The following is a 20,400-nucleotide window of genomic DNA, read 5'->3' as shown; positions in this document are numbered from 1 at the left end:
CAGCTATGCGAGTACGATGTGCTGTCGATTCGCATCGATCCAGTCCACCATCGGGGTGAGCTGGACACCACGTTTGGAAAGCGAATCGATATCGACGCGGTACCCGACCGCGTTGATCCATTCCTGTGCATTCACCCATCCGGGTGCGAGACCTTTTGCTCGGGCTTCATCCGGTGACACGTGCGAAACGTTGATCTGTGCGCCCAGAACGTTGCCGAGGCGATTCGCAACTTCAGACATCGTGAGTCTTTCCGACGCCAGCGGCACAGTCTCACCGTGCCAGCGTTGCGGATCGTTTAGCGCGCTGGCCGCGAGCGCGCCCACGTCGTCGGCGGCAATCCAGTCGAGTCGCGCCTCGGGTAGCAACGCGCTGAGCAGCAAGCCTTCGCGCAGGTGCGGAAACATCGCGCCCGCTTTCGGCTCAGCGAGATTGTCCATCATGAATGCCGGTTGCAAGACCGTCCACGATTCGAAACCCGCGGCGCGAACGGCCTCTTCCACTTCCCATTTGTCCGTCCAGTATTTTCGGTTCCAACGTTTCTCGCTCCAGCCAGGAAACGTCTCATGATTGCCGGCCTGCGCCACGGAGGTGTGAACGAACTGCGGGACCTCCGTGTTGCGCGCTGCGTTGACGAGCGCAAAACCCTGGCGGCGCTCCCTGTCGCTGCGATCAAAATCAGTCAGGAGAACGGAGAAGACGGAACCGACGCCCTCCATCGCTTTTGCGAGCAAGTCGCGGTCGTCCAGATCTCCCCGTAGCGCCTGCGCATCCATGTCGACGAGTGCCCGCGCAGCCGGCGAGTCTGGATTGCGTGTCAGGAAGCGTACCTTGCGTCCAGCCGCAAGAAGATGGCGAGCCGCGGCGCCTCCTTGTGCGCCAGTGGCGCCGATGACGAGTACCGCGGCGGATGAATCGATCATGACTTGTCCCGAGGTCGAACGTTAGACGTTGGCCAGGCGTTTCACGCCTGGGCGGCTTGCGCGCGATGCCGCTAACCCTGTGACAGCCATTGCAGGCTCGCGGCCTGGTTGTTCACAAGCGTATCGTTCCGATATTAGCACGACGTTCATAAAACCGCGAGCAAAGGCTGCCCGTGATCGATGCTTCGGAATTGCCAGGCCAAAGGGCAAGGCGAATGGCGCGAGGCGCAAAGACGAAGCTTCGTCTTTGCGCCTGACACGACGATCAATGCTGCGGGCGCAGCGTTTGAACGAGGCCGCCTTCATGTGCAACGATCACCTCGGATCCCGGCTGATAAACCCCGGCAATTTCGTCTGCGCGCAGGCGGTTGCCCTGGAGGCCGCGCAGATAACTCGTGTCGTCGAGTCGCAACACATGTTCACCATGCGCGTCGCGCACGACGATCTGGTCCGATGCCATCGACGTCAGCGTGCCCACATAGGGCAGGCGGGGCTCAAACGGGAAACTTCCGCCGTGCGGCAGGATGCGCGTGTCGAGTGACAGACGAAAACGGTCCGAATGATTGCTGAGACCAGAGTGCGGCGTGCGTCGGCTCATCAACAGGACGTCGCCCAAGCGGTAGTTCGTGCGGCGCCATGCGTCTTCTGGCACGCTCGCGAGATCGATGGGAACGATCTTGTCGCCGTCCTTCCTGTGCAGGCACGGGAGCTTATGCAACCCTTCCGCGATGGCCAATCCGCCGACTTGCGCATCGATATCGCTGAGCGGAATCCAGCAGATGATGAAATCGAGGCGGTCGCTGTAGATCGCATCTTCATGAATGAAGTCGAACCGTGTGCGGCTTTTGTCGATAGCGGGCGGCGACGTGCGGTATTCGGTGAAAGGTACCCAATAAAGCGGTACGCCGAACAGCCGCTGAAAGAACGCACGAACTGCGGGGTCTTCCATCACGGTGCGTGCCGCACGCTGCTCGTTCATCGCCTTCACGGGAAAAAAGCTGAAATTTTCGCGGTCTTTGCCAGTCCATCGCACGTCTCGGTCGTTGCGGTCCACGAAGCCGTTGCTGTCGAGGTGATCAACAAGCAGACCGCGCATGCGCTCCAGCGGCTCGTGGTCGAGAACGTCGCGAAAGAACAGGTAGCCGTCTTCGTTCCAGCGTTCTTGCAACTCGGCGTGATTGTCGAGAAGGTCATTGGAAACGTTGAATTCGCGCATCGTCGGCACGATATCCACGCCTGGTGTGCTCATAAATTGTCTCCTTTGGTCGCGGGGGCGCTCTGATGTCGGCTCACAGCAATCCGCGTTCTTCCGAAGTGCGGGTCGTGGTGTCGATGCCAAGTTCCCGCAGTGTCTCCAGAACGGCCGTGGTCGCGGAGGCGACGGCTGGGAACCCGGCATACGGAAGCGCCTGAATCAGCACCCCTTCGAGTTCGCGTGCGCTCAGACCGTTGCGCACGGCAATGCGGACGTGGTTCTTCAGTTCGAGCGTCTGCCGGCTCGCGATGAGAATGCCCAGCGTGACGAGGCTGCGCTGCTTGCGCTCGAGTTTGTCGTCGCCCCAGACATCCGCGAACGCGTAGTTGATGGCAAGGCGTGAAATGTCGGATCCGAAGCCGGTGGACTCGCTTGCGGCCCGTAAGCCGGCTGCCTTGTCTTCACCCATGATTTCGCCGAATACCTTTAAACCATAGGCAAGTTTTTCTTCGAGGCTCTTCACTTGTGTCTCCTGTTTAACCGCGGCGGCGCGGCTATTGATAGCGGATGCGACTCACCCGAGCCGCCGTGATCGATATTCGTATTGTAGAACGACATTCTAAAATGTATGTTGAACGGTGCTTGACGTCAAGATAGTGCGCACCCGATATGACCAGGGTTCGTCCGTAGTGCACCGCAACGGGACAAAGGCAATATGCTGGGGACACCCGATATCAAAGCCATATCACGTCATGGAATTGCGGCATCTCAGACACTTCGTTGCGGTCGCGGAGACCCAGCACTTTGGCCGTGCGGCTGCGCGCCTGGGCATGGCGCAGCCGCCGCTCAGCCAGTCGATCATGCGGCTGGAGGAGCAACTCGGTATCAAGCTGCTCGAACGTACACCGCGAGGCGTTTCGCTCACAGCCGCCGGAGCCGCGTTGCTCGCGGAAGCGAAGCCACTGATCGCGCAAGCGGAGTTGGCCGAGCGGCGCGTGCGGCAAGCCGCCGACGAACTCGCGAGCCTGAGCGTAGCGTTCGTGCCGATGTGTGCGCTGCGAATCATGCCGCTAGCCATTCAGGGGCTTCGCAAGCAATGGCCGGGCGTTGACGTCCGGTTGATCGAGCGCGGCAGTGCTTTGACCGTCGCCAGCGTGAAAAACGGCAGCATCGACCTGGGCGTGGTAGTCACCAGCTCGGCGGACGTCTCCGGTTTGGAAAGCGTGGTCATCGAGCGTCTGCGTGTGGTGGCCGCGGTTCCGGCGAAGTGGCCCGTGGCGGCGCAGCCTTCAATTCGTATCGCGGATCTCGCGCGATACCCGCTCATCATGTTCCCTCAGCAGATGTCGCAGCCGCTGTTCGCTGCGTTCGAGACAGCGCGCCGCGAGGCGGGGCTGTCGCCGCGGGTGACCCAGCAAGCGCGCCATCCATACACGATGCTCAACCTCGTGTCTCATGAACTGGGCATCGGTCTGATGCTGGACTCGGCGCGATACCTGCCCGTGGAGGGTGTCGCCTTCGTCGACATCGAGGATGTTCCGGCTTCAGGCGAAACTGAGGTGTCGCTGGTGTGGGCCGATAGACCTCACAAGCCCTACCACCGTTCGATGCTCGACATCATGCGCGATATCGCGTCGCCGGCGGCGGGGTGATACGCGCAATCGCACTGCTCGGCAGCTTCGTCCATGCTGCTCCTTTCGTCATCCGCTTCTCGTTCATCTTGACACGCCAAAGTGGTGTGTTTATCTTTGCGAATGACGTTCAGAAAATAACCCGCTCGCGCGGCGAGCCAAAGGAGGAGCAATGAGCACGAATGTGGCGAGTCTTTTCAATCTCGATCAGAAAGTGGCGGTGGTAACAGGGGCAGGCTCAGGCATCGGCCGCGAGACGGCTTTGCTGCTGGCGTCGGCCGGCGCGGCGGTGGTCGCGGCGGACCTGAATGAGGAAGCGGCGCAGCAGACGGCCAGCCAAATCGAAAGTGCGTCTGGCAAGGCTATCGCGATCAAAGTGGACATCAGCGATGAATCGTCGATTCTTGCGATGTACGAAACGGTGCAGGCCAAACTTGGGCGCCTCGACATTCTCGTGAACAACGCGGGCATCTATCCGAAGACGAAATTCGTCGAGACGTCGGTAGAAAAGTGGGACAAAGTGCTCGGCATCAACTTGCGCGGCACCTTCCTCTGCATGCGCGAAGCGATCAAGCGAATGCAAGGTGCCAAAAACGGCGGTTCCATTATCAATATTTCGTCGGTGGCTTCGCTGCAGCCGGTGATTTTCGACAACGGTGACTACGGCGCGTCGAAGGCGGGCGTCAACAACCTCACCAAGGTGGCAGCGCTCGAATTCGCAGCAGACGGAATTCGCGTGAACGCAGTGCTGCCCGGCGGCGTGGCAACCGAGGGCGCGGCCGCATCGACGAAGGTTCATCAGGCTCACGGGCCGATCACCCAACCTGGCCGCATGCCGCTGGGCCGCATCGGCGTTGCCTCCGATATCGCCAGGGCAGTGTTGTTTTTCGCGTCGCCGGCATCGGACTACGTCACCGGTCAGCTTCTCGCTGTCGACGGCGGCTTCCAGGTCTCCTGATCACTCGTCTGCGTGTCATTTTCGAATCGCTAAGCTGCGTCGAGAACGCGGCTTAGCGCTGCCATTCCCTTTCCCCGATTGATTGCCGACCCGTTCGCACACACGTCCATGTGTGCCGCGGGCGCTCGCGCATGCGCGTCGGTCTGTGCCTTGTCGGGTAGTGAAAACACCGACGCCATTAATTGAACGACTTGTTGCATAACCATATTCCATGGCCTAGGATGTCCATCAAGAGGCGCCACGCAAGCGCCCGAGAGCATAAGCCTGATCGGAGACATGCGATGTACTTTCTCGACAGCGATTTACGTGGTCCTCTTGCAGACTATACGTACGACTATCGTCGCCAGCGCGCTGAAAAGGGCGCTCCGTCGTCGGACGAATCGGCTCGCGCAAAACAATCGAATTGGGCGGCGCGCGTGTTGGGCGCAGTGGCGCCTCGTGCTCTGGGCAAGCTGCGGACGGAGGGCCGGGCGCGATGAAAACGCTGACTCGCGAGAGCGCTCGGGAAGCGCGTAGAGTATGGCTCCCACTCATTCTCCTGTCGATTTCGGCGGCGGCAGTCTGGCTGCTGCAACGCGATCTGCGCATGGAAGAGCTAGGCCGGTCCGCACTCTTCGACATCGTGATGATGTTTGCCGTGCTCGGGGCGACGGCATTGGCGGGCATGATCGGATGTGCGATTGCGAGCCGTGCGCGAGCGCAGGAAGCCGATTTGTCGACAGGCGAGGGTTGTTGCTTCATTGGCGCCGTGATCGGTGCGGTCGTCTTTTTTGTCGCCATGACTATCTAACGGTAGAAGCCATGAATGAAGAACTGAGCGCGCGCGTCGAAGCACTGTTGGATAAGCAGGACATACTCGAATGCGTACACCGCTATTGCCGCGGGGTCGATCGCATGGACCGGAAGTTGACGCTGTCGGCGTACCATCCGGACGCAATCGACGACCACGGCGCATTCGTCGGGGATGCAGAGGAATTCGTCGACTGGGCCTTTGCGTACCATACCGAGCATCAGTTGTCGCACCACCATATGGTGTTCAATCACAGCGTCGAATTGCAGGGCGACGAGGCGCACGGGGAGACGTACTGGCTTTTCTTCGGAGAAAATCGCGTCAAGCCAGACACGCTAGCGGTGGGGCGCTATATCGACCACTTCGAAAAGCGTGATGGCGTATGGGCGATTGCCGCCCGTGTCTGCATCTCCGAAGCGATCAACGAACTGACCCCTGCGGAAGTGCCTACTGCGTGGCGAGAAATCCTGATGGGCAATGGCGTCAGTGCACGAAATCGTGAAGACGTCTCTTACGAACGGCCTTTAAAGACGCGCCAACCCAGCGAGGTTTAAGGCCAGACGCAAGCCGGCAACGACGCTTGCCACGGATACCAGCATCGATTTGCCATGAAAGCCAACGTCGGCAGCAAGCCGACGTTGGCTTTCAGCTATTGGGTAATGGCGCAATCGTGCTGTGACCGACAATCGACAGAAACTCGCGGCGGGTGGAAGGATCGTCACGGAATGCGCCCAGCATTCGGCTCGTTACCAGCGATGCGCCGGGCTTGTGCACGCCTCGCGTACTCATGCACTGATGCGCGGCTTCGAGAATGACAGCGACTCCCTTCGGCTGCAGCACGGTGTTCAGCGCATCGGCGATCTGAACGGTCATCTTCTCCTGAATCTGTAGGCGCTTGGCATAGATATCGACGAGGCGCGCGAGTTTGGAGATGCCGACCACGCGATGCTCGGGCAAGTAGGCAACGTGCGCACGTCCGTTGATGGGCACCATATGGTGTTCGCAGTAGCTCTCGAAACGGATGTCCTTTAGCACCACCATCTCGTCGTAGCCATCCACTTCGGAAAACGTGGTGGCGAGAATCTGCATCGGATCGGAGTCATAGCCCGAGAAGAACTCGCGGTATGCGCGCGCGACGCGTGCAGGTGTTTGAATGAGACCTTCCCTTTCGGGATCGTCACCGGCCCATCGGATCAGCGTGCGCACGGCTTGTTCCGCCTCGTCCGGCGTGGGGCGAATCGACACTTCCTCAGCGCCAATCTGATTGTCTCGCTTGTTCATCAACTCTCCTGATCATTCATGCCTCGTGCAATCGCATCGGCGTCCGCGAGTGCGGCACACGAGTGTCGGCGATGTGGAGGAAGTGTATATAATTGCACAGTGTTCGTAAATACAAACTACCGGCGCATCTTACACGCGGCGTTCGACCCATTGCCGGTCGAAAGATCAGGTTGCACTTACACAGGGATCAGCACATGAAAACGCGCATTACAGAGCTGCTTGGGATTCGATACCCCATTGTTCAAGGGGGCATGATGTGGGTGGGTCGCGCTGAACTTGCCGCCGCCGTCTCGAACGCCGGTGCGCTCGGCACCATCGCTGCTCTGACGCAGCCCACGCCCGAGGCGCTGCGCAACGAGATCGCTCGGGTTCGCTCAATGACGGATCAGCCGTTCGCCGTCAACCTGACCATTCTGCCGACCATCAAGCCAGTGCCGTACGACGAGTACGTGCAAGCGGTCGTGGAGAACGGTGTGAAGATCGTCGAGACGGCGGGACGCAATCCCGAGCCATATATGCCCGCATTCAAGGCTGCGGGAATCAAGGTCATCCACAAGTGCACGTCGGTGCGTCACGCGCTGAAAGCGGAGGCGTTGGGCTGCGACGCCGTGAGCGTGGACGGATTCGAGTGCGCCGGACATCCGGGCGAGGACGACGTGCCCAATCTGATCCTGTTGCCGGCCGCGGCCGCGAAACTGCATATTCCGATGCTTGCGTCAGGCGGCATTGCCGATGCGCGCGGCATGGTCGCCGCGCTCGCGCTCGGCGCGGATGGGATCAATATGGGTACGCGCTTCATGGCAACGCGGGAGGCGCCGATTCACGAGAACGTCAAGCGCAGGCTCGTAGAGCATGACGAGCGCAATACGGCGTTGATCTTCCGCACGCTGAAGAACACGTCGCGTATCTTCAGGAATTCGGTAGCGGAGCAGGTGTTGGAACTCGAGCAAAAAGAGGGTGTGACGTTTGCGGATCTCAAGCCGCTGGTGAGCGGTGAGCGCGGTAAGCGAGTGTACGAGACGGGTGACACCGAAGACGGAACGTTTCCGGCTGGCCTCGCAATCGGGCTTATCGAGGATATTCCCACCTGCGCGGAACTCGTGAGTCGGATGGTCGGCGAGGCGCGCGCACTCATTCATGGCCGGCTGGCCGCGCTTGTAGAAGAGAGCTGAGTCCGCAACAAGACGGCCGTCGAACAAGGCCGCCCGCGCCCCCGGTTTTAGCGGGCGTGGCAGCCGATGCATGCATGACGATCGCAATCAGGCCTGCGAAGTCGGACGACGTTGTTCGTCGAGTCGTTCGAGATGCGCCAGCAGCGACCGGGATGCCGCTGGCCAGAGCCTTTCGGGAACATCGGTATAAGCAAGACGCAGCCAGTCGTCGATCGAACCGGTCGGCAGTGTCAGCAAATCGCCATCGAGCAATTCCGGTGTCGTGTTTAACAATGAGAATGGCGTTCATAAATTAGCGCAATTTTTGTTTTCTGTCCACGTTGTTGTGCGATGCGCAAGGCTGCGATCGTGCCGGACATTGCGCGCGTCATTCGCGCCAGATTGCGTGTGTGCTATCAGGCCTTCCTTGTGGGTGACAACGGATAGACGTGGTTGGGATTTCGCGTTATTCTGGTTCGGAAATATGATCGACGTACAATTATTGGTTGAACTTGGCCCGCAACATTTTTAGGTATCGGAAGGCGATGCGAGCGCTCGCGGGACATGATTTGCCAGATAACAACAGGACGACTCAGATGGATGCAGGTACGGCTTCGCACGACGCCCTGATGGATGTGCCGTTTCGCCCGATTCGCGTCGGCAGCATGGATGCCATCGTCGAGCGAAGGCCAGACGGAAGCGTGGTGTATGAACTGAAGGAACCGCTCCAGGCGTATCCGATCCGCTTGACGGAGCGGCTCGAACACTGGGCGAGCGTCACGCCCGAGCGCGCGTTGCTTGCGCGGCGGACGCCGGACGGCAAGTCATGGGAGTCTCTGACCTACCGCCAGGCGTTCGACGGTGCGCGTGCGCTGGGGCAGGCGCTGCTCGATCGAGGATTGTCGCCGTCTCGTCCGTTGATGATTCTTTCCGATCGAAGCTTTGAACACGCGCTCTTCGCGCTCGCCGCATTGCACGTCGGGATTCCCTATATCCCGGTGACGCCCGCGTATTCGCTGTTATCGCAGGACTTTTCGAAGCTCAGGCAACTCGCGGCCGTATGCACGCCCGGCCTCGTCTTCGCGGAGGACGGCGCGCAGTATGGCCGCGCATTGCGTGAGGTGTTCGGCGACGTGGAATGTGTCGTCGTCGGTCCGTTGCCGGAGGGTCGTGGCGGTTCGCGCGTCGCGCAGTGGCTGAAGACGCCGGTTACAGCCGACGTCGACAAGGCGTTCAAGGCAGTCGGCCCGGATACGGTGGGCAAGATCATGTTTACTTCGGGAACGACAGGCGCACCGAAAGGCGTGATCTACCCGCAGCGCATGTTGTGCAGCAATCGACAGCAAGTCGCCCAGGTGTTCGCGTTTCTTCAGGACGGGCCATCGGATCTCGTCGACTGGCTGCCTTGGCATCACACTTTTGGCGGCACGCATAACTTCGGCATGGTGCTGTACGGCGGGGGGACTTACTACCTGGACCCAGGCAAGCCAACGCCGGAGGAAATTGGCCCGACGGTGCAGGCATTGCGTGAAATCGCGCCGGCGGTCTACCTCAATACGCCGCAAGGGTTGGCTTCGCTCATTCCGCATCTGCAGGCGGACAAGGCACTGCGCGAGAAATTCTTCAGCAAACTCGCGCTCATCTACTACGGCGGCGCAAGTCTGCCGAAATACATCTGGGCTCAACTCGACGAGCTCGCGGTGCGTACCATCGGCCAGCGTGTGCTCATCATGTCGGGCATCGGCAGCACGGAAGCAGGCCCAACGCCGCTATCGGCGGCCTGGGATCCGCGACGGGAAGCGATTGCGGGGTTGCCCGTGCCCGGCGTCAAAGTGAAGGTGGCGCCGGTCGGCGCGAAGCTGGAAATCCGTTTCCTCGGCGACTGTGTGACGCCCGGCTATTGGAAAGATCCCGAGCGCACCGCCGCCGCGTTCGACGAGGAAGGCTATTTCCGCTCCGGTGACGCAGCAACGTTCATCGACCCGCAGCGCCTCGAACTGGGACTGCGCTTCGACGGACGCATTGCGGAAAATTTCAAGCTGTCCTCGGGCACCTGGGTCAACGTCGCCGAGTTGCGACTGTACGCGCTGAACGTGTTGGGCCCGTATGCGCGGGATATCGTGATTGCCGGGCACGACCGCGACTACCTGAGCGCGCTCGTCTTCCCTGACATCGAAGCGTGCCGTGCGCTTTGCGACGACCTTCACGATCCGATGCCGGGCGCCGACCAGATCATCAACAGCCGCGGCGTGCGCGCGTTCTTCCAGACCGGACTCGACCAGCTCGCCGCGCGTCCTGGCGGCAGCTCTACGCGCATTGCGCGCATCGTGCTCGAAAGCGAGCAGCCGACGCTCGATAACGGCGAATTGAGTGCAAAGAGCGCAATCAGCCAACGCAATGTGCTCGAGCGACGGCGCGGTGTCGTGGACGAGCTTTATTGCGTGCCGCCCACGCCGCGCACATTGGTCGGCAACGCTGGCGCAGCAGCGGGCGCAGATCGAGGCGCGCGCCGCGGTTCAACGTACTGAAAACGCTGGAAGCTAAACCATGGATTTTCGCGTAGATCCCGCGGACATCGCGTTCCGCAAAGAATTTCGTGCGTTCCTCAACGAGCATTTGCCGGCCGACCTGGCCGTTCGCGGGCAGCAGGGCTTTCTGGCAGGTGACGACGATTCACAGCGCTGGACTCGCATCTTGCACGAAACGCACGGCTGGTCAGTGCCGCATTGGCCGGTTGCCGACGGCGGCACGGGGTGGACCGCGATGCAGCGTTACATCTTCGAGGAAGAATGCTATCTGGCAGGCGCACCGATACAGAATCAGGCGGGCGTGTCGCTCGTCGGACCCGTGATTTGCGAGTTTGGCAACGAAGAGCAGAAGCGCCGCTTTCTTCCTCCTATCCAGCGTGGTGAAGTGTTCTGGGTACAGGGTTTTTCAGAGCCGGGCTCGGGTTCCGATCTTGCATCGCTACGTACGACGGCGGTTCTCGATGGAGACCACTACATCGTCAATGGACAGAAGATCTGGACCAGCTTCGGCGCCTACGGTCAATGGAATTTCGTGCTGGTCCGCACGGATAGCGAAGCGAAGCCACAAAAGGGCATTTCCTTCCTGCTGCTCGACATGTCGTCGCCGGGCGTTACCGTACGGCCGATCGCGTCGCTCGATGGCTGCCATCACCTGGCGGAAGTCTTCTACGACAACGTGCGTGTGCCCGCTGAAAACCTTATCGGCGAGGTCAACAAGGGGTGGGGATACACCAAGTTTCTGCTCTTTAACGAGCGGGCGTTTCTTGGCGCTGAAGCGCCTGCCCTCAAGCGCTATCTGCGCAAGATCCGGCACTACGCCTCGCGCGAACGGATGGCCGGCAAGCCATTGATCCAGGATCCGACGTTTGCGGCACGTTTCGCGCAGCACGAATTGGAGGTTCGCGCGATCGACATGGCGGTGCAGAAAATCCTGCATCAAGGGATAGACGAGCGCAGTGGCGGTATGGCGATCGGATCCATGCTCAAAGTGCGCGGATCTGAACTCCATCAGAAGCTCACGGAGATGCTGCTGGAGGTGATCGGCGATTATGGCGCCGTGTTCTATCCCGATCCGAATGAAGAGCGAGAGCTGCGCGAGGCCCGGGTCATCGGACCTGAATACGCGCCAGGCCTGGCGGCAGAGGTCTTCTATCGACGGGCTTGCTCGATCTATGGCGGGACGGCCGAAATTCAGCGAAACATCATCGCCAAAGCACTGTTCGATCTTTGACGCCGTATCGAGTCACGACGGTCTTCGATCCCCGAGACGTGGGATCGCATCAATTGCCGGCATAAAGAGGGTGCAGCATGGACTTCGAGTTGAGCGACGAACAGCGGATGTTGCAGGAAAGCGCGCAACGTTTCTTGCAAAAGAGTTATACGTTCGAACATCGTCGCAATCTTGCTTCGCAAGGAGGCGGATTTTCGCGCGAGACGTGGCATACGTTCGGCGAAATGGGTTGGCTCGGTGTCGCGGTGCCGGATGAATTGGGCGGGCTCGGTTTCTCGTCAGTCGAAAGCGCCATCGTGGCCGAGCAGATCGGGCGCGCGCTGGTGCTGGAACCATACGTGATGTGTGGTGTGTTTCCTGCGTCGCTTGTCACGCGCTGCGGGCGAGACGGGCAGCGCGAGGCGATACTTGGCGAGATCGTTTCGGGCGAGACTGTCTATGCAGTCGCGCACAGTGAACGTGACGCGCGGGGTCAGGTGCATTACGTGACGGCCACCGCGAAGAAGACAGAGGACGGGGCGTGGCGGCTGGACGGCTATAAGACGCTCGTGGTTGGAGCGCCCGTTGCAGACCGTCTGCTCGTCGTCGCTCGCGCGGCGGGTGCAGCCGATGCCACGGACGGCATCGGGGTTTTCGTCGTCGATCCGAAGCAGGCAGGCGTGACGCTGAAGACTTGCGCGTTGCTCGACGGCACGCCATCTGCCGACTTGCTGCTCGATGGTGTGATCGTCGCGGAATCGAATGTTCTGGGTGAGGCTGGGCGAGCGTTCGAAGGACTGCAGGCCGCCGTTGACGAAGCGGTCGTTGCGATCTGTGCCGAACTGGTGGGCGATATGGAAGACGCTATCGAGCTCGCGGCGGAGTACTTGAAAACGCGCAAGCAGTTCGGCGTGACGATTGGCAGCTTCCAGGCGCTGCAACACCGGATGGCCGACATGGCGATCGAAGCGATGCAGGCGCGCGCAACACTGCACCGTGCGTTGCTCTCCGTCAGCGAGGACAGGGAGAACCGGAGCGTCGAAATCTCGGGCTGCAAGGCACAGACCACGCGTAGCGCGAAGTTCGTCACGCAACAGGGTATCCAGTTGCACGGTGGTTACGGCATCACGGATGAATACAAGGTGGGCCATCACTATCGCCGTCATCTGGTGCTCGACGCATTGTTCGGCAACACGGACTACCACCTGAATCGCTACGCACGCCAGATTCAGCACGAGGCATTGGTCGCGGCGGCGTGAACCCTTTCGAGGCATTGCCATGAACGCGAAAGCGACCGATCTGCTCGGCGTGCAGAGTGACGGAACGGTTCTCACGTTGACACTGAACCGGCCCGCGGCCCGCAACGCACTGAACCTCGCATTGACCGAAGCGCTGGTCGACGCATTGCATCGTTTCGAAGCGGACCAAAGCCTGCGCGTCCTTATCGTGACGGGCGCCGATCCGGCCTTTTGTGCTGGGCTCGACCTGAATGATTTTTCCGCGCCCGATGCGCCGCGCACGCGGGTCGCGGACATGATCGATATGTGGCCGCGCATCACCAAGCCGGTAATCGCGGCGGTCAACGGCGCTGCCGTTACAGGCGGGCTGGAACTTGCAATGGGGTGCGATTTCATCATCGCGTCCGAGCGTGCGCGCTTTGCCGACACGCACACGAAAATCGACGCGCTCGCGGGGGGCGGCATGACCGCGAGGTTGCCGTATATCGTGGGTCCGCGGTGGGCGAAGCAGTTCAGCTTGACGAGCGATCCGATTGACGCGGCCACCGCGTTGCGCATCGGCCTCGTGAACGAGGTGGTCAGCCACGAGCAACTGATGGAGCGGGCAGCGTCACTAGCGAAGACGATTGCGAGCCGCCGACCCGAGCTCGTCACGACGGTCAAGCGCGTGATCGATCAGGGTGCGCTGGCTTCGCTGGAAGAGGCGTTGCGGATCGAGAAGGCGGCATTGGCGCAAAGAAAGCAAAGCGGCGGCATGGCGTGGCAGGTGGGGAAATAATCGCTTGCCTGAGCGAAGCGCGCGACGCGAGGGCCGTGACGCTGGCTCAATCAACAATTTCGCCCTGAGGGGACTCGCATGGCAAATCTCTACGATCTTCCAGACGACATTCAGGTGACGGCCGACGGCGGCCTGCGGATCATTACGCTCAATCGACCAGACGATCTGAACGCGTCGACCACCGAGATGCTCTTCAGTTACCCCAAGCTGTTTGCTGCGCTAGCCTCGGATCCCGAGGCGCGCGTCGGGATTCTCACCGGTGCGGGAAGGGCGTTCAGCGCCGGCGGAGACATGAATCACTTCGTCAAGACGCTCGACGACCCCGATTTTGCGCGCAGCGTGCAAGAGAACGCGCGGCAAACGATCCACGGTTTCATCGACGTGCCGATTCCTCTGATTGCTGCCGTCAACGGGCCAGCCGTCGGTTGGGGCGCGACGATGGCTACGCTATGCGATATCGTTCTGATGTCGGAGAAGTCTTTTCTCGCCGAGCCGCATATCAACATTGGTCTCGTCGTCGGAGATGGGATCTCCGTGTCGTGGCCGCTCTATACGAGTCTGCTGCGGGCGAAAGAACTGATCTTTACTGGAGATCGCATCACAGCGCAGCAAGCCGTTGATTTCGGTCTGGCCAATCGCGTTGTCGAACCCGACAAGCTGATGGAAGAGGCTATGACTCTTGCGCAAAAGCTGCTCAAGCAACCGCGCCACGCACTGCGCGAAACCAAGAAGCTGATGAACCTGCATCTCCATCGCAGTGCGGCCCAGATGCTCGACACGACCCTCGCACGCCAACTGGAGGCGACGCTCAGCGACGAGCATCACGAGATCGCGTCGGCGTTCATCGCCCAGCAGAAACGCAAGCAAGCCTGATCCTGACCGGTGAACCTTGCTTTCATCGACAAGCCTCCTTTTCTGCGGAGTACGTATGCGCTCATCGCTTTTTGACCTCACGGACAAGGTCGCAATCGTCACCGGATCGAGTCGCGGCATCGGCTATGCCAGTGCGCTCGGCATGGCGGAACACGGCGCCAAAGTCGTCGTTTCAGGCCGTAACGCCGACGCCTGCGAAACCACCGCGCAAGCCATCAACGAAAAGGTCGGAACTCGGGTGGCCTTGCCGTTTGCCTGCAACATCAGCCGAAAAGCGGAGTTGCAAGGTCTCGTGGCTGCGGCGAACGGCGAGTGGGGCAGGGTCGACATCGTGATGGCCAATGCGGCGATTCACCCGTGGATAGGCTCGGCACTCGATCTGCAAGACGAAACGTTCAACAAGTTCATGCAGGTCAACGTCCAGAGCAATATCTGGCTCGCGCAGATGACCGTGCCCGGCATGATCGAGCGTGGCTATGGGCGCTTTATTTCGGTGGCATCCGTGGTTGGCCTGTTCGGCGATGCCGTGACGGGAACCTACGGGCTCACCAAAGCCGCCGACATGCAGCTCGTGAGAAACCTCGCGATGGAATTCGCCGCAAAGGGCGTCACTGCCAATTGCATCGCGCCTGGCACCTTCAAGACCGAGATGGCGCGATCGCAATGGGAGGACGAGGCGATGGTCGAATGGTACCGCGGTCGCAATCCATCACAGCGCTTCGGCGAGGTCGACGAGATCGCCGGGCTAGCCGTGATGCTCGCATCGCGTTCGGGCGGCTATATCAACGGCCAGACGATCGCGGTGGATGGCGGCCACACGATCTCGTTTCGCTGACCTGCAGGAGGGAAGGACATCGTGCGCCCCCAGATGTTCAGGACGCGAATCACCGATCTGCTCGGCATTCGTCACCCGATACTTTGCGGCGGTCTTGGGCCGCGCGTGTCCGACGCACGGTATGTCGCGGCCGTCGTCAACGCAGGCGGCATGGGCTTTATCGTCGGCGCGGGCTTTCCTGATTCCGACGAATTCCGCAACGAGTTGCGCACCTGTCGTGAACTCACCGGTGCAAAGAATTTCGGCGTCAATCTCTACATATCGCGGCAAGCGGGCGGAGTGGAGCGCGTCAAGCAACAGATCCGCATTCTGATCGAAGAGAACGTTGCCTGCGTGGAGACCGCCGGTGCGAGCCCCGAAGCGGTCGTGCCGTTGCTCAAGGAGGCGGGCATCAAGGTTTTGCACAAGGTGCCCGCTGTGCGCTATGCACATACGGCGGTGCGGATGGGCGTCGACGGTGTGATCGTCGTCGGCAATGAGTGCGGCGGCCATCCGGGCATCTACCAGATCGGTAGCATCGTGCAGGCCGCGCAGGCGCCGCGGGAGATTGGCTTGCCGGTTGTGATCGGCGGTGGCATCGGCACCGGGCGGCAGCTTGCGGGCGTGCTGGCGATGGGCGCCGACGCGGTCATCATGGGCACGCGCATGATGGTCGCCGAGGAGCTGTGGATTCATCCTGAAGTCAAGGCCAAAGTGGTGGCGGGCGACGGCAGCGAAAGCGTCGTGGTCAAGTCTGCGATTCGCGATCATCACCGTGTGCTGCGCAACGAGAGCGCCGAGGCGGTCATGGAACTGGATCGCGCGCAGGTGAGCGAGTTCGAGCGGTTCCGCCCTCACGTGATGGGCGCACTCGCGCACCAGGCTTACGTGACCGGCGACACGCGCAAGGGCATGATCGACTATGGGCATGCCGCGGTGTTTGCCGACGCGGTCAGGAAGGTCGAGGCAATTTTCGACGAGATGATCGACGACGCGGTGGCGGCGTCGAACCGGCTGAGCACGCTGACGCCGTAGATGGCTAGCACGGCGACGGATCGGGATCGGTGATCGTTGAGGCGAACACGCAAGCGCAGCGCGGCCGCTACTCCAGCCACGTCCTGATCCCCGCGATGTAGTCGGCCATTTGCCGGCGAGCCTGCTCTTTATCGCGGGCAATGATCGCGCGCGCGATCTCGCGATGGTATTCCTTGATCCTCGCCACGACGCGGTCGCGGTCCGTTCGGCTGCGCCGATGAAACGTGGAATGCGCATCGGCAAGTTGCAGTGCGATGCCGTCGAAGAGACGCAGTGCGGGATCGCCGCAAAGTTCAGCGAGCAGGAAATGAAATCGCAGCAACTCATCGGCGCCGGCACGACCGTCGAGTGGCGCCTCGGCCTGAACCTGGTCGTGCACGCGTCGCTCACCTTCATGGTCGAGCCGTTCGATGACGAGATCCAGGACGGCCAGTTCGAGCGTGCGGCGCGTCGCGAGAATATCGCGCGGCGCGATGCCCGCATACTCCAGATAGACGCTGACTGCCTGCATCGTCACGCTCAGGTCCGGCTGGGCGACGATCACGGCGCCTGCGGTGCCGCGCTGCACCCTCACGATGCAGTGGTGCTCGAGCAAGCGGATCGCTCCGCGCAACGCAGCGCGACTTACTCCATGGACCTTCATCAATTCCTGCTCGGAGCCGAGCGGTAGTCCTGCCGGCCATCCCAGATCGATGATGTGTTTCAGCAGCGCCATGAAGAGCGTCTGCGCGCGCGTGATCGGTGCGCCGATCGCATTGCGCTTGCGGCGCGACTCGGCAGTTGGGGGCAGCGCAGGCGTCATCGCGGCCAGCATCGAGAGCCACTGCTGGCGCGTGGCTTGGCCAGGATGCATGTTGTCGCGCAGCTTTTCGCGGCGTTGCGCGGCGAACTGGCTGAAGAGGGCGACGTCGGCTGCCGGGACGACCAGTGTCAGGCTCACCATGCCTTCGGCCTTCTTGCGGGTGCGATAAGCGGCGACGCGTTCGGCAGACGACTTTGGCATGTCCGGGATCAGTATTAAAGGCGAACGTCGTTCAATATATCGCACATGATCGTTACATGTAACGAAGCTTTCGTGCGCGCAGGCAGCGCGCGTTTCCGGACCGCGGAGAAAGCCGGTAAATCAATACGTTAGCTCCTGTGCCCCTGTGCTGATCGCGCGCCGGGCGTGCTCGTGGCCAGACGAGCGGATCGACCGGTTTTCAGCCACGCGCGAGGATACCTATAGTGAGCCGCTCCAACCACTTCACCATCGTGACGGGTGTAACGACCATGAGCGACACCAAACTATCCGTGCCGCGCCGCGGCGACTTTGGCTGGCAGCCTCTTGTCAGCGCCTTCGAGCCCACCATCGAGGACATGCTGTCCAACCGCGCCTACTTCGGCATGCCGCCCGAAGCGCTCTACCTGTGGGGAACGCTGCGCGACGAGGATGGCGAGATCTATTGCCCGATGCGGCGGATTCCCGCTGGCCTGCGGACCGACGCGAAGGACACGCGGCGGCGTTTCTACCTGTGCACGACGCTCGGCCACGACGACGGCATGCATATGCATCCGGTAGGCAAGGAATCGGTGCCGAACGATGGATTCGCAAGAACGCTCGAAGAGGAGCGCATCCACTGGCGAAGCCACCCGCAGGCGCCCGGCAATCGCTTTCACGTCAGCTGGACGCCCGAGGATTGCAGCTGGTACGAAGAGAACGGCATGGATATCAAGGGCAAGCTCGTCAAGCCCGGCATGCACTGGTATCTGCCGGGCCGCGACGCGGGCATGTACTACGTCGCGAACATCTTCGAGATGGAAGGGACGATACTCGGAAAGAAGGTACGCGGCATGATCGGCTTCGATCCGATCCATATGTACGAGGGCGGCGAGATCTACAAGACGAAAGATGCGCTGGTGCAGGAGAAGCTGGAACTCGTCTGGTACACGTGGGCGACGCGTTATAAGGATGGCAGCATCGACTTCGGGCACTTCACGCTCGGTAACGACATGTTCGGCTTCGCGATTCTCGGCAACGAGAAGGGCGAGGTGCGCTTTACCTATGACGTGACGGGCACCATCGATTTCGGCGCGAATGGGTATTGGCAGGAAGGCATCCGTTATTCAGCGTTCGGCGAAGAGTGGGAGTTCATGCCCGATCCGCGCGGGCGTCTGGTCGGTCTCGGGACGCTCAGGAATCCGCAGGTGGACGGCCGCTGGCGGCGCGTGGGCGATGCGCGCGAGCCTGACGTGTGGTTCGCATGGGGCGAAGCCGCCCCGGAGCATGGCAGCCGCCCCATCAACCGGCTCCCGGGGCTTGGCACGCGTGTCGGCGTGAACTTCCGCAAATACTGAACTTCGGCGCGCGTATGCGCAAAGGACGACGCCGACGCTGAGCGTCGCCCTGCCGGCATTTCCGCCGGTCACTTCACGTACTTGCGAAACTCCGGCTTGCGCTTTTCGCGGAACGCATTGCCGCCTTCCTTCGATTCGTCGGTGTCGTAGTACATCGCAAGCGCCTGCATCGCGAACGCGCCGATGCCGCGGATGTTCTCGGTATCGATATTGAACGAGCGCTTGGCGAGCGCAATAGCGGTGGGGCTCATCTGCAGAATCTCGTCGCACCACTTCTTCGTTTCGGCGTCGAGTTGTTCCGCGGGCACGACGGCGTTGATGAGACCCCAGTCGAGCGCCTGTTTAGCGCTGTATTTGCGGCACAGGTACCAGATTTCGCGCGCGCGCTTCTCGCCGACGATGCGCGCGAGGTAGGCGGTGCCGAAGCCCGGATCGACCGACCCGACCTTCGGGCCGACCTGACCGAAGACCGCGGTCTCGGCAGCGATGGCGAGATCGCAGAGCGTCACCAGCACGTTGCCGCCGCCGATTGCATAGCCGTTCACGCGTGCGATCACGGGCTTCGGAATGTCGCGGATGATGCTTTGCAGTTCCTCGATCGGCAGACCGACGGTGCCGCGCCCGTTGTAGCCGTCGCCGGACTGGTCGCCGCCCGTGCAGAACGCCTTGTCGCCGGCGCCAGTGAGCACCACGACGCCGATATCCTTGTTCCATCCCGCGGCGCCGAAGGCCTTGATGAGTTCCTCAACGGTGTTGGCGCTGAATGCGTTGTACACCTTCGGGCGATTGATGGTGATCGTCGCGACCCCGTCCGCCTCCTGATAGCCGATGTCCTTGAATTCCATGTCGTATTCCAATGTTGTTGGTTGATTGCGTTCGCGGAGCCGTTTATCCAGCCATCGTCAGACCGCCCGACACGCTGATGACCTGACCGCTGATGAACGCGGCGTCGTCACTCGCGAGAAAGGCCACCACGCCCGGGATGTCGCCAGGTTCGCCCATGCGGCCGAACGGCACGGCCTTCACGAGGGCGGCCTTGATGCGCTCGCCTTTCTCGCCCTGCGCGAGGTTGTCGAGAAGCGGGGTCGCGGTCGGGCCGGGGCAAACGACGTTGACGGGAATCATCTGGCGGGCCATTTCGCGTGCCATCGTCTTCGTGAAGGCGATGAGGCCGCCTTTGCAGAACGAGTACACCGCTTCCATCGAGGAGCCCACGCGTCCCGCATCCGACGAGATGTTGACGACGCGGCCACGGCCACGTTCGGCCATCCGTCGCAGCACGGCGTGGTGCATGTTCAGCGGTCCGTACAGATTGATCGCCACCACCTTGTCCCAGAACGGTTTCTCGGTTTGCAGGAAGAACGCACCCATGTCCCAGCCGGCGTTGTTCACGAGAACCTCGATCGGTCCCAGTTCTTTCTCGACTCTTGCCACCGCAGCATGCACACCTTCGTGATCCGTGATGTCGACGCGGTAGGCTCGCGCCTTGCCGCCCGCCGCCTCGATTTCCGCCGCGACACGCACGGCGCCTTCTTCGTTCAGGTCGAACAGCGCGACGGTCGAACCTTCGTCGCCGAATCGTCTGCTGATGGCGGTTCCGATCCCACCTGCCGCGCCAGTGACGACGACGACCTTCTCCTTGAGCCCCTTCATTGATTCC

At 61.3% G+C, this 20,400-nt stretch carries 21 protein-coding genes; 13 read left to right on the top strand and 8 right to left on the bottom strand.

Annotated features, from left to right (window positions below):
• Nucleotides 1-3: 3 nt before the first annotated feature.
• The 3 genes from HWY30_RS09195 to HWY30_RS09185 form a co-directional block, all read right to left on the bottom strand.
• Nucleotides 4-921: an NmrA family NAD(P)-binding protein gene (locus HWY30_RS09195; RefSeq protein ID WP_090808722.1), complete on the bottom strand. Its 918-nt coding sequence runs from the start codon at nucleotides 919-921 to the stop codon at nucleotides 4-6.
• A gap of 265 nt (nucleotides 922-1,186) precedes the next feature.
• A complete protein-coding gene (locus tag HWY30_RS09190; RefSeq protein WP_244144845.1) occupies nucleotides 1,187-2,260 on the bottom strand; it encodes a phytanoyl-CoA dioxygenase family protein in 1,074 nt (357 codons plus the stop codon).
• Entirely contained in the window at nucleotides 2,211-2,639 is a 429-nt protein-coding gene (locus tag HWY30_RS09185; protein WP_008917662.1) for a carboxymuconolactone decarboxylase family protein, read from the bottom strand. The genes HWY30_RS09190 and HWY30_RS09185 overlap by 50 nt, the downstream gene beginning before the upstream one ends.
• 229 nt (nucleotides 2,640-2,868) lie before the next feature.
• Here HWY30_RS09185 and HWY30_RS09180 point away from each other — a divergent pair, with 229 nt between their 5' ends.
• The 4 genes from HWY30_RS09180 (at nucleotide 2,869) to HWY30_RS09165 (ending at nucleotide 6,049) form a co-directional block, all read left to right on the top strand.
• On the top strand, nucleotides 2,869-3,768 hold the full coding sequence (locus HWY30_RS09180) for a LysR family transcriptional regulator (RefSeq protein ID WP_090808726.1): 900 nt from the start codon (nucleotides 2,869-2,871) through the stop codon (nucleotides 3,766-3,768).
• Nucleotides 3,769-3,919: 151 nt separating this feature from the next.
• On the top strand, nucleotides 3,920-4,705 hold the full coding sequence (locus HWY30_RS09175; RefSeq protein WP_090808728.1) for an SDR family NAD(P)-dependent oxidoreductase: 786 nt from the start codon (nucleotides 3,920-3,922) through the stop codon (nucleotides 4,703-4,705).
• A 475-nt stretch (nucleotides 4,706-5,180) separates the two neighbouring features.
• Nucleotides 5,181-5,495, top strand: a complete 315-nt coding sequence (locus tag HWY30_RS09170; protein ID WP_090808732.1) for a hypothetical protein — start codon at nucleotides 5,181-5,183, stop codon at nucleotides 5,493-5,495.
• Nucleotides 5,496-5,506: 11 nt separating this feature from the next.
• Nucleotides 5,507-6,049, top strand: a complete 543-nt coding sequence (locus HWY30_RS09165; protein ID WP_090808733.1) for a nuclear transport factor 2 family protein — start codon at nucleotides 5,507-5,509, stop codon at nucleotides 6,047-6,049.
• Between the two features lie 91 nt (nucleotides 6,050-6,140).
• Here the strand turns inward: HWY30_RS09165 and folE are convergent, their stop codons facing one another.
• The gene (folE, locus tag HWY30_RS09160) at nucleotides 6,141-6,776 is read right to left on the bottom strand and encodes a GTP cyclohydrolase I FolE (RefSeq protein WP_090808736.1); all 636 of its coding nucleotides are present in this window, start codon (nucleotides 6,774-6,776) and stop codon (nucleotides 6,141-6,143) included.
• A 194-nt stretch (nucleotides 6,777-6,970) separates the two neighbouring features.
• Between folE and HWY30_RS09155 the strand changes: the two genes are divergently transcribed.
• Complete coding sequence (locus HWY30_RS09155) at nucleotides 6,971-7,948, top strand: NAD(P)H-dependent flavin oxidoreductase (RefSeq protein WP_090808738.1); 978 nt, start codon at nucleotides 6,971-6,973, stop codon at nucleotides 7,946-7,948.
• Between the two features lie 87 nt (nucleotides 7,949-8,035).
• On the opposite strand, the gene HWY30_RS09150 is transcribed toward HWY30_RS09155, so the two are convergent.
• Complete coding sequence (locus tag HWY30_RS09150) at nucleotides 8,036-8,200, bottom strand: hypothetical protein (RefSeq protein ID WP_244168806.1); 165 nt, start codon at nucleotides 8,198-8,200, stop codon at nucleotides 8,036-8,038.
• Nucleotides 8,201-8,439: 239 nt separating this feature from the next.
• On the opposite strand from HWY30_RS09150, the gene HWY30_RS09145 reads away from it, so the two are divergent.
• From HWY30_RS09145 to HWY30_RS09115, 7 genes are all read left to right on the top strand, one after another.
• On the top strand, nucleotides 8,440-10,455 hold the full coding sequence (locus HWY30_RS09145) for an AMP-binding protein (protein WP_244144844.1): 2,016 nt from the start codon (nucleotides 8,440-8,442) through the stop codon (nucleotides 10,453-10,455).
• A gap of 19 nt (nucleotides 10,456-10,474) precedes the next feature.
• On the top strand, nucleotides 10,475-11,686 hold the full coding sequence (locus HWY30_RS09140) for an acyl-CoA dehydrogenase family protein (RefSeq protein ID WP_090808740.1): 1,212 nt from the start codon (nucleotides 10,475-10,477) through the stop codon (nucleotides 11,684-11,686).
• A gap of 77 nt (nucleotides 11,687-11,763) precedes the next feature.
• Nucleotides 11,764-12,924: an acyl-CoA dehydrogenase family protein gene (locus tag HWY30_RS09135; protein ID WP_090808741.1), complete on the top strand. Its 1,161-nt coding sequence runs from the start codon at nucleotides 11,764-11,766 to the stop codon at nucleotides 12,922-12,924.
• A gap of 19 nt (nucleotides 12,925-12,943) precedes the next feature.
• Nucleotides 12,944-13,681, top strand: a complete 738-nt coding sequence (locus HWY30_RS09130) for an enoyl-CoA hydratase (protein WP_090808744.1) — start codon at nucleotides 12,944-12,946, stop codon at nucleotides 13,679-13,681.
• A gap of 114 nt (nucleotides 13,682-13,795) precedes the next feature.
• Nucleotides 13,796-14,554 carry an enoyl-CoA hydratase/isomerase family protein gene (locus HWY30_RS09125; protein WP_244144843.1) on the top strand — a complete coding sequence of 253 codons (759 nt, stop codon included), beginning with the start codon at nucleotides 13,796-13,798 and terminating at the stop codon, nucleotides 14,552-14,554.
• 55 nt (nucleotides 14,555-14,609) lie between these two features.
• Complete coding sequence (locus tag HWY30_RS09120) at nucleotides 14,610-15,389, top strand: SDR family NAD(P)-dependent oxidoreductase (RefSeq protein ID WP_090808748.1); 780 nt, start codon at nucleotides 14,610-14,612, stop codon at nucleotides 15,387-15,389.
• Nucleotides 15,390-15,410: 21 nt separating this feature from the next.
• Nucleotides 15,411-16,403: an NAD(P)H-dependent flavin oxidoreductase gene (locus tag HWY30_RS09115; RefSeq protein ID WP_090808750.1), complete on the top strand. Its 993-nt coding sequence runs from the start codon at nucleotides 15,411-15,413 to the stop codon at nucleotides 16,401-16,403.
• Between the two features lie 67 nt (nucleotides 16,404-16,470).
• Here HWY30_RS09115 and HWY30_RS09110 read toward each other — a convergent pair whose 3' ends face one another.
• Nucleotides 16,471-17,406, bottom strand: coding sequence for a FadR/GntR family transcriptional regulator (locus tag HWY30_RS09110; protein WP_090808753.1), 936 nt, complete (start codon nucleotides 17,404-17,406; stop codon nucleotides 16,471-16,473).
• Between the two features lie 224 nt (nucleotides 17,407-17,630).
• Here HWY30_RS09110 and HWY30_RS09105 point away from each other — a divergent pair, with 224 nt between their 5' ends.
• A complete protein-coding gene (locus HWY30_RS09105; protein WP_090808754.1) occupies nucleotides 17,631-18,740 on the top strand; it encodes a hypothetical protein in 1,110 nt (369 codons plus the stop codon).
• Between the two features lie 68 nt (nucleotides 18,741-18,808).
• On the opposite strand, the gene HWY30_RS09100 is transcribed toward HWY30_RS09105, so the two are convergent.
• Nucleotides 18,809-19,585, bottom strand: a complete 777-nt coding sequence (locus HWY30_RS09100) for an enoyl-CoA hydratase-related protein (RefSeq protein WP_018425531.1) — start codon at nucleotides 19,583-19,585, stop codon at nucleotides 18,809-18,811.
• Nucleotides 19,586-19,628: 43 nt separating this feature from the next.
• Entirely contained in the window at nucleotides 19,629-20,393 is a 765-nt protein-coding gene (locus HWY30_RS09095; RefSeq protein WP_090808756.1) for a glucose 1-dehydrogenase, read from the bottom strand.
• Nucleotides 20,394-20,400: the final 7 nt, after the last annotated feature.

This window comes from Paraburkholderia tuberum STM678 (genome assembly GCF_902833905.1).
Lineage (GTDB): Bacteria > Pseudomonadota > Gammaproteobacteria > Burkholderiales > Burkholderiaceae > Paraburkholderia > Paraburkholderia tuberum.
This window is presented reverse-complemented; position numbering and strand designations above follow the sequence as displayed.

Bases quoted from the DNA above. Each gene is read 5' to 3' on its own strand.
- HWY30_RS09195 (WP_090808722.1), bottom strand. From the start codon at position 921: ATGATCGATTCATCCGCCGCGGTACTCGTCATCGGCGCCACTGGCGCA.
- HWY30_RS09180 (WP_090808726.1), top strand. From the start codon at position 2,869: ATGGAATTGCGGCATCTCAGACACTTCGTTGCGGTCGCGGAGACCCAG.
- HWY30_RS09175 (WP_090808728.1), top strand. From the start codon at position 3,920: ATGAGCACGAATGTGGCGAGTCTTTTCAATCTCGATCAGAAAGTGGCG.
- HWY30_RS09170 (WP_090808732.1), top strand. From the start codon at position 5,181: ATGAAAACGCTGACTCGCGAGAGCGCTCGGGAAGCGCGTAGAGTATGG.
- HWY30_RS09165 (WP_090808733.1), top strand. From the start codon at position 5,507: ATGAATGAAGAACTGAGCGCGCGCGTCGAAGCACTGTTGGATAAGCAG.
- folE (WP_090808736.1), bottom strand. From the start codon at position 6,776: ATGAACAAGCGAGACAATCAGATTGGCGCTGAGGAAGTGTCGATTCGC.
- HWY30_RS09155 (WP_090808738.1), top strand. From the start codon at position 6,971: ATGAAAACGCGCATTACAGAGCTGCTTGGGATTCGATACCCCATTGTT.
- HWY30_RS09140 (WP_090808740.1), top strand. From the start codon at position 10,475: ATGGATTTTCGCGTAGATCCCGCGGACATCGCGTTCCGCAAAGAATTT.
- HWY30_RS09135 (WP_090808741.1), top strand. From the start codon at position 11,764: ATGGACTTCGAGTTGAGCGACGAACAGCGGATGTTGCAGGAAAGCGCG.
- HWY30_RS09130 (WP_090808744.1), top strand. From the start codon at position 12,944: ATGAACGCGAAAGCGACCGATCTGCTCGGCGTGCAGAGTGACGGAACG.
- HWY30_RS09120 (WP_090808748.1), top strand. From the start codon at position 14,610: ATGCGCTCATCGCTTTTTGACCTCACGGACAAGGTCGCAATCGTCACC.
- HWY30_RS09110 (WP_090808753.1), bottom strand. From the start codon at position 17,406: ATGCCAAAGTCGTCTGCCGAACGCGTCGCCGCTTATCGCACCCGCAAG.
- HWY30_RS09100 (WP_018425531.1), bottom strand. From the start codon at position 19,585: ATGGAATTCAAGGACATCGGCTATCAGGAGGCGGACGGGGTCGCGACG.
- HWY30_RS09095 (WP_090808756.1), bottom strand. From the start codon at position 20,393: ATGAAGGGGCTCAAGGAGAAGGTCGTCGTCGTCACTGGCGCGGCAGGT.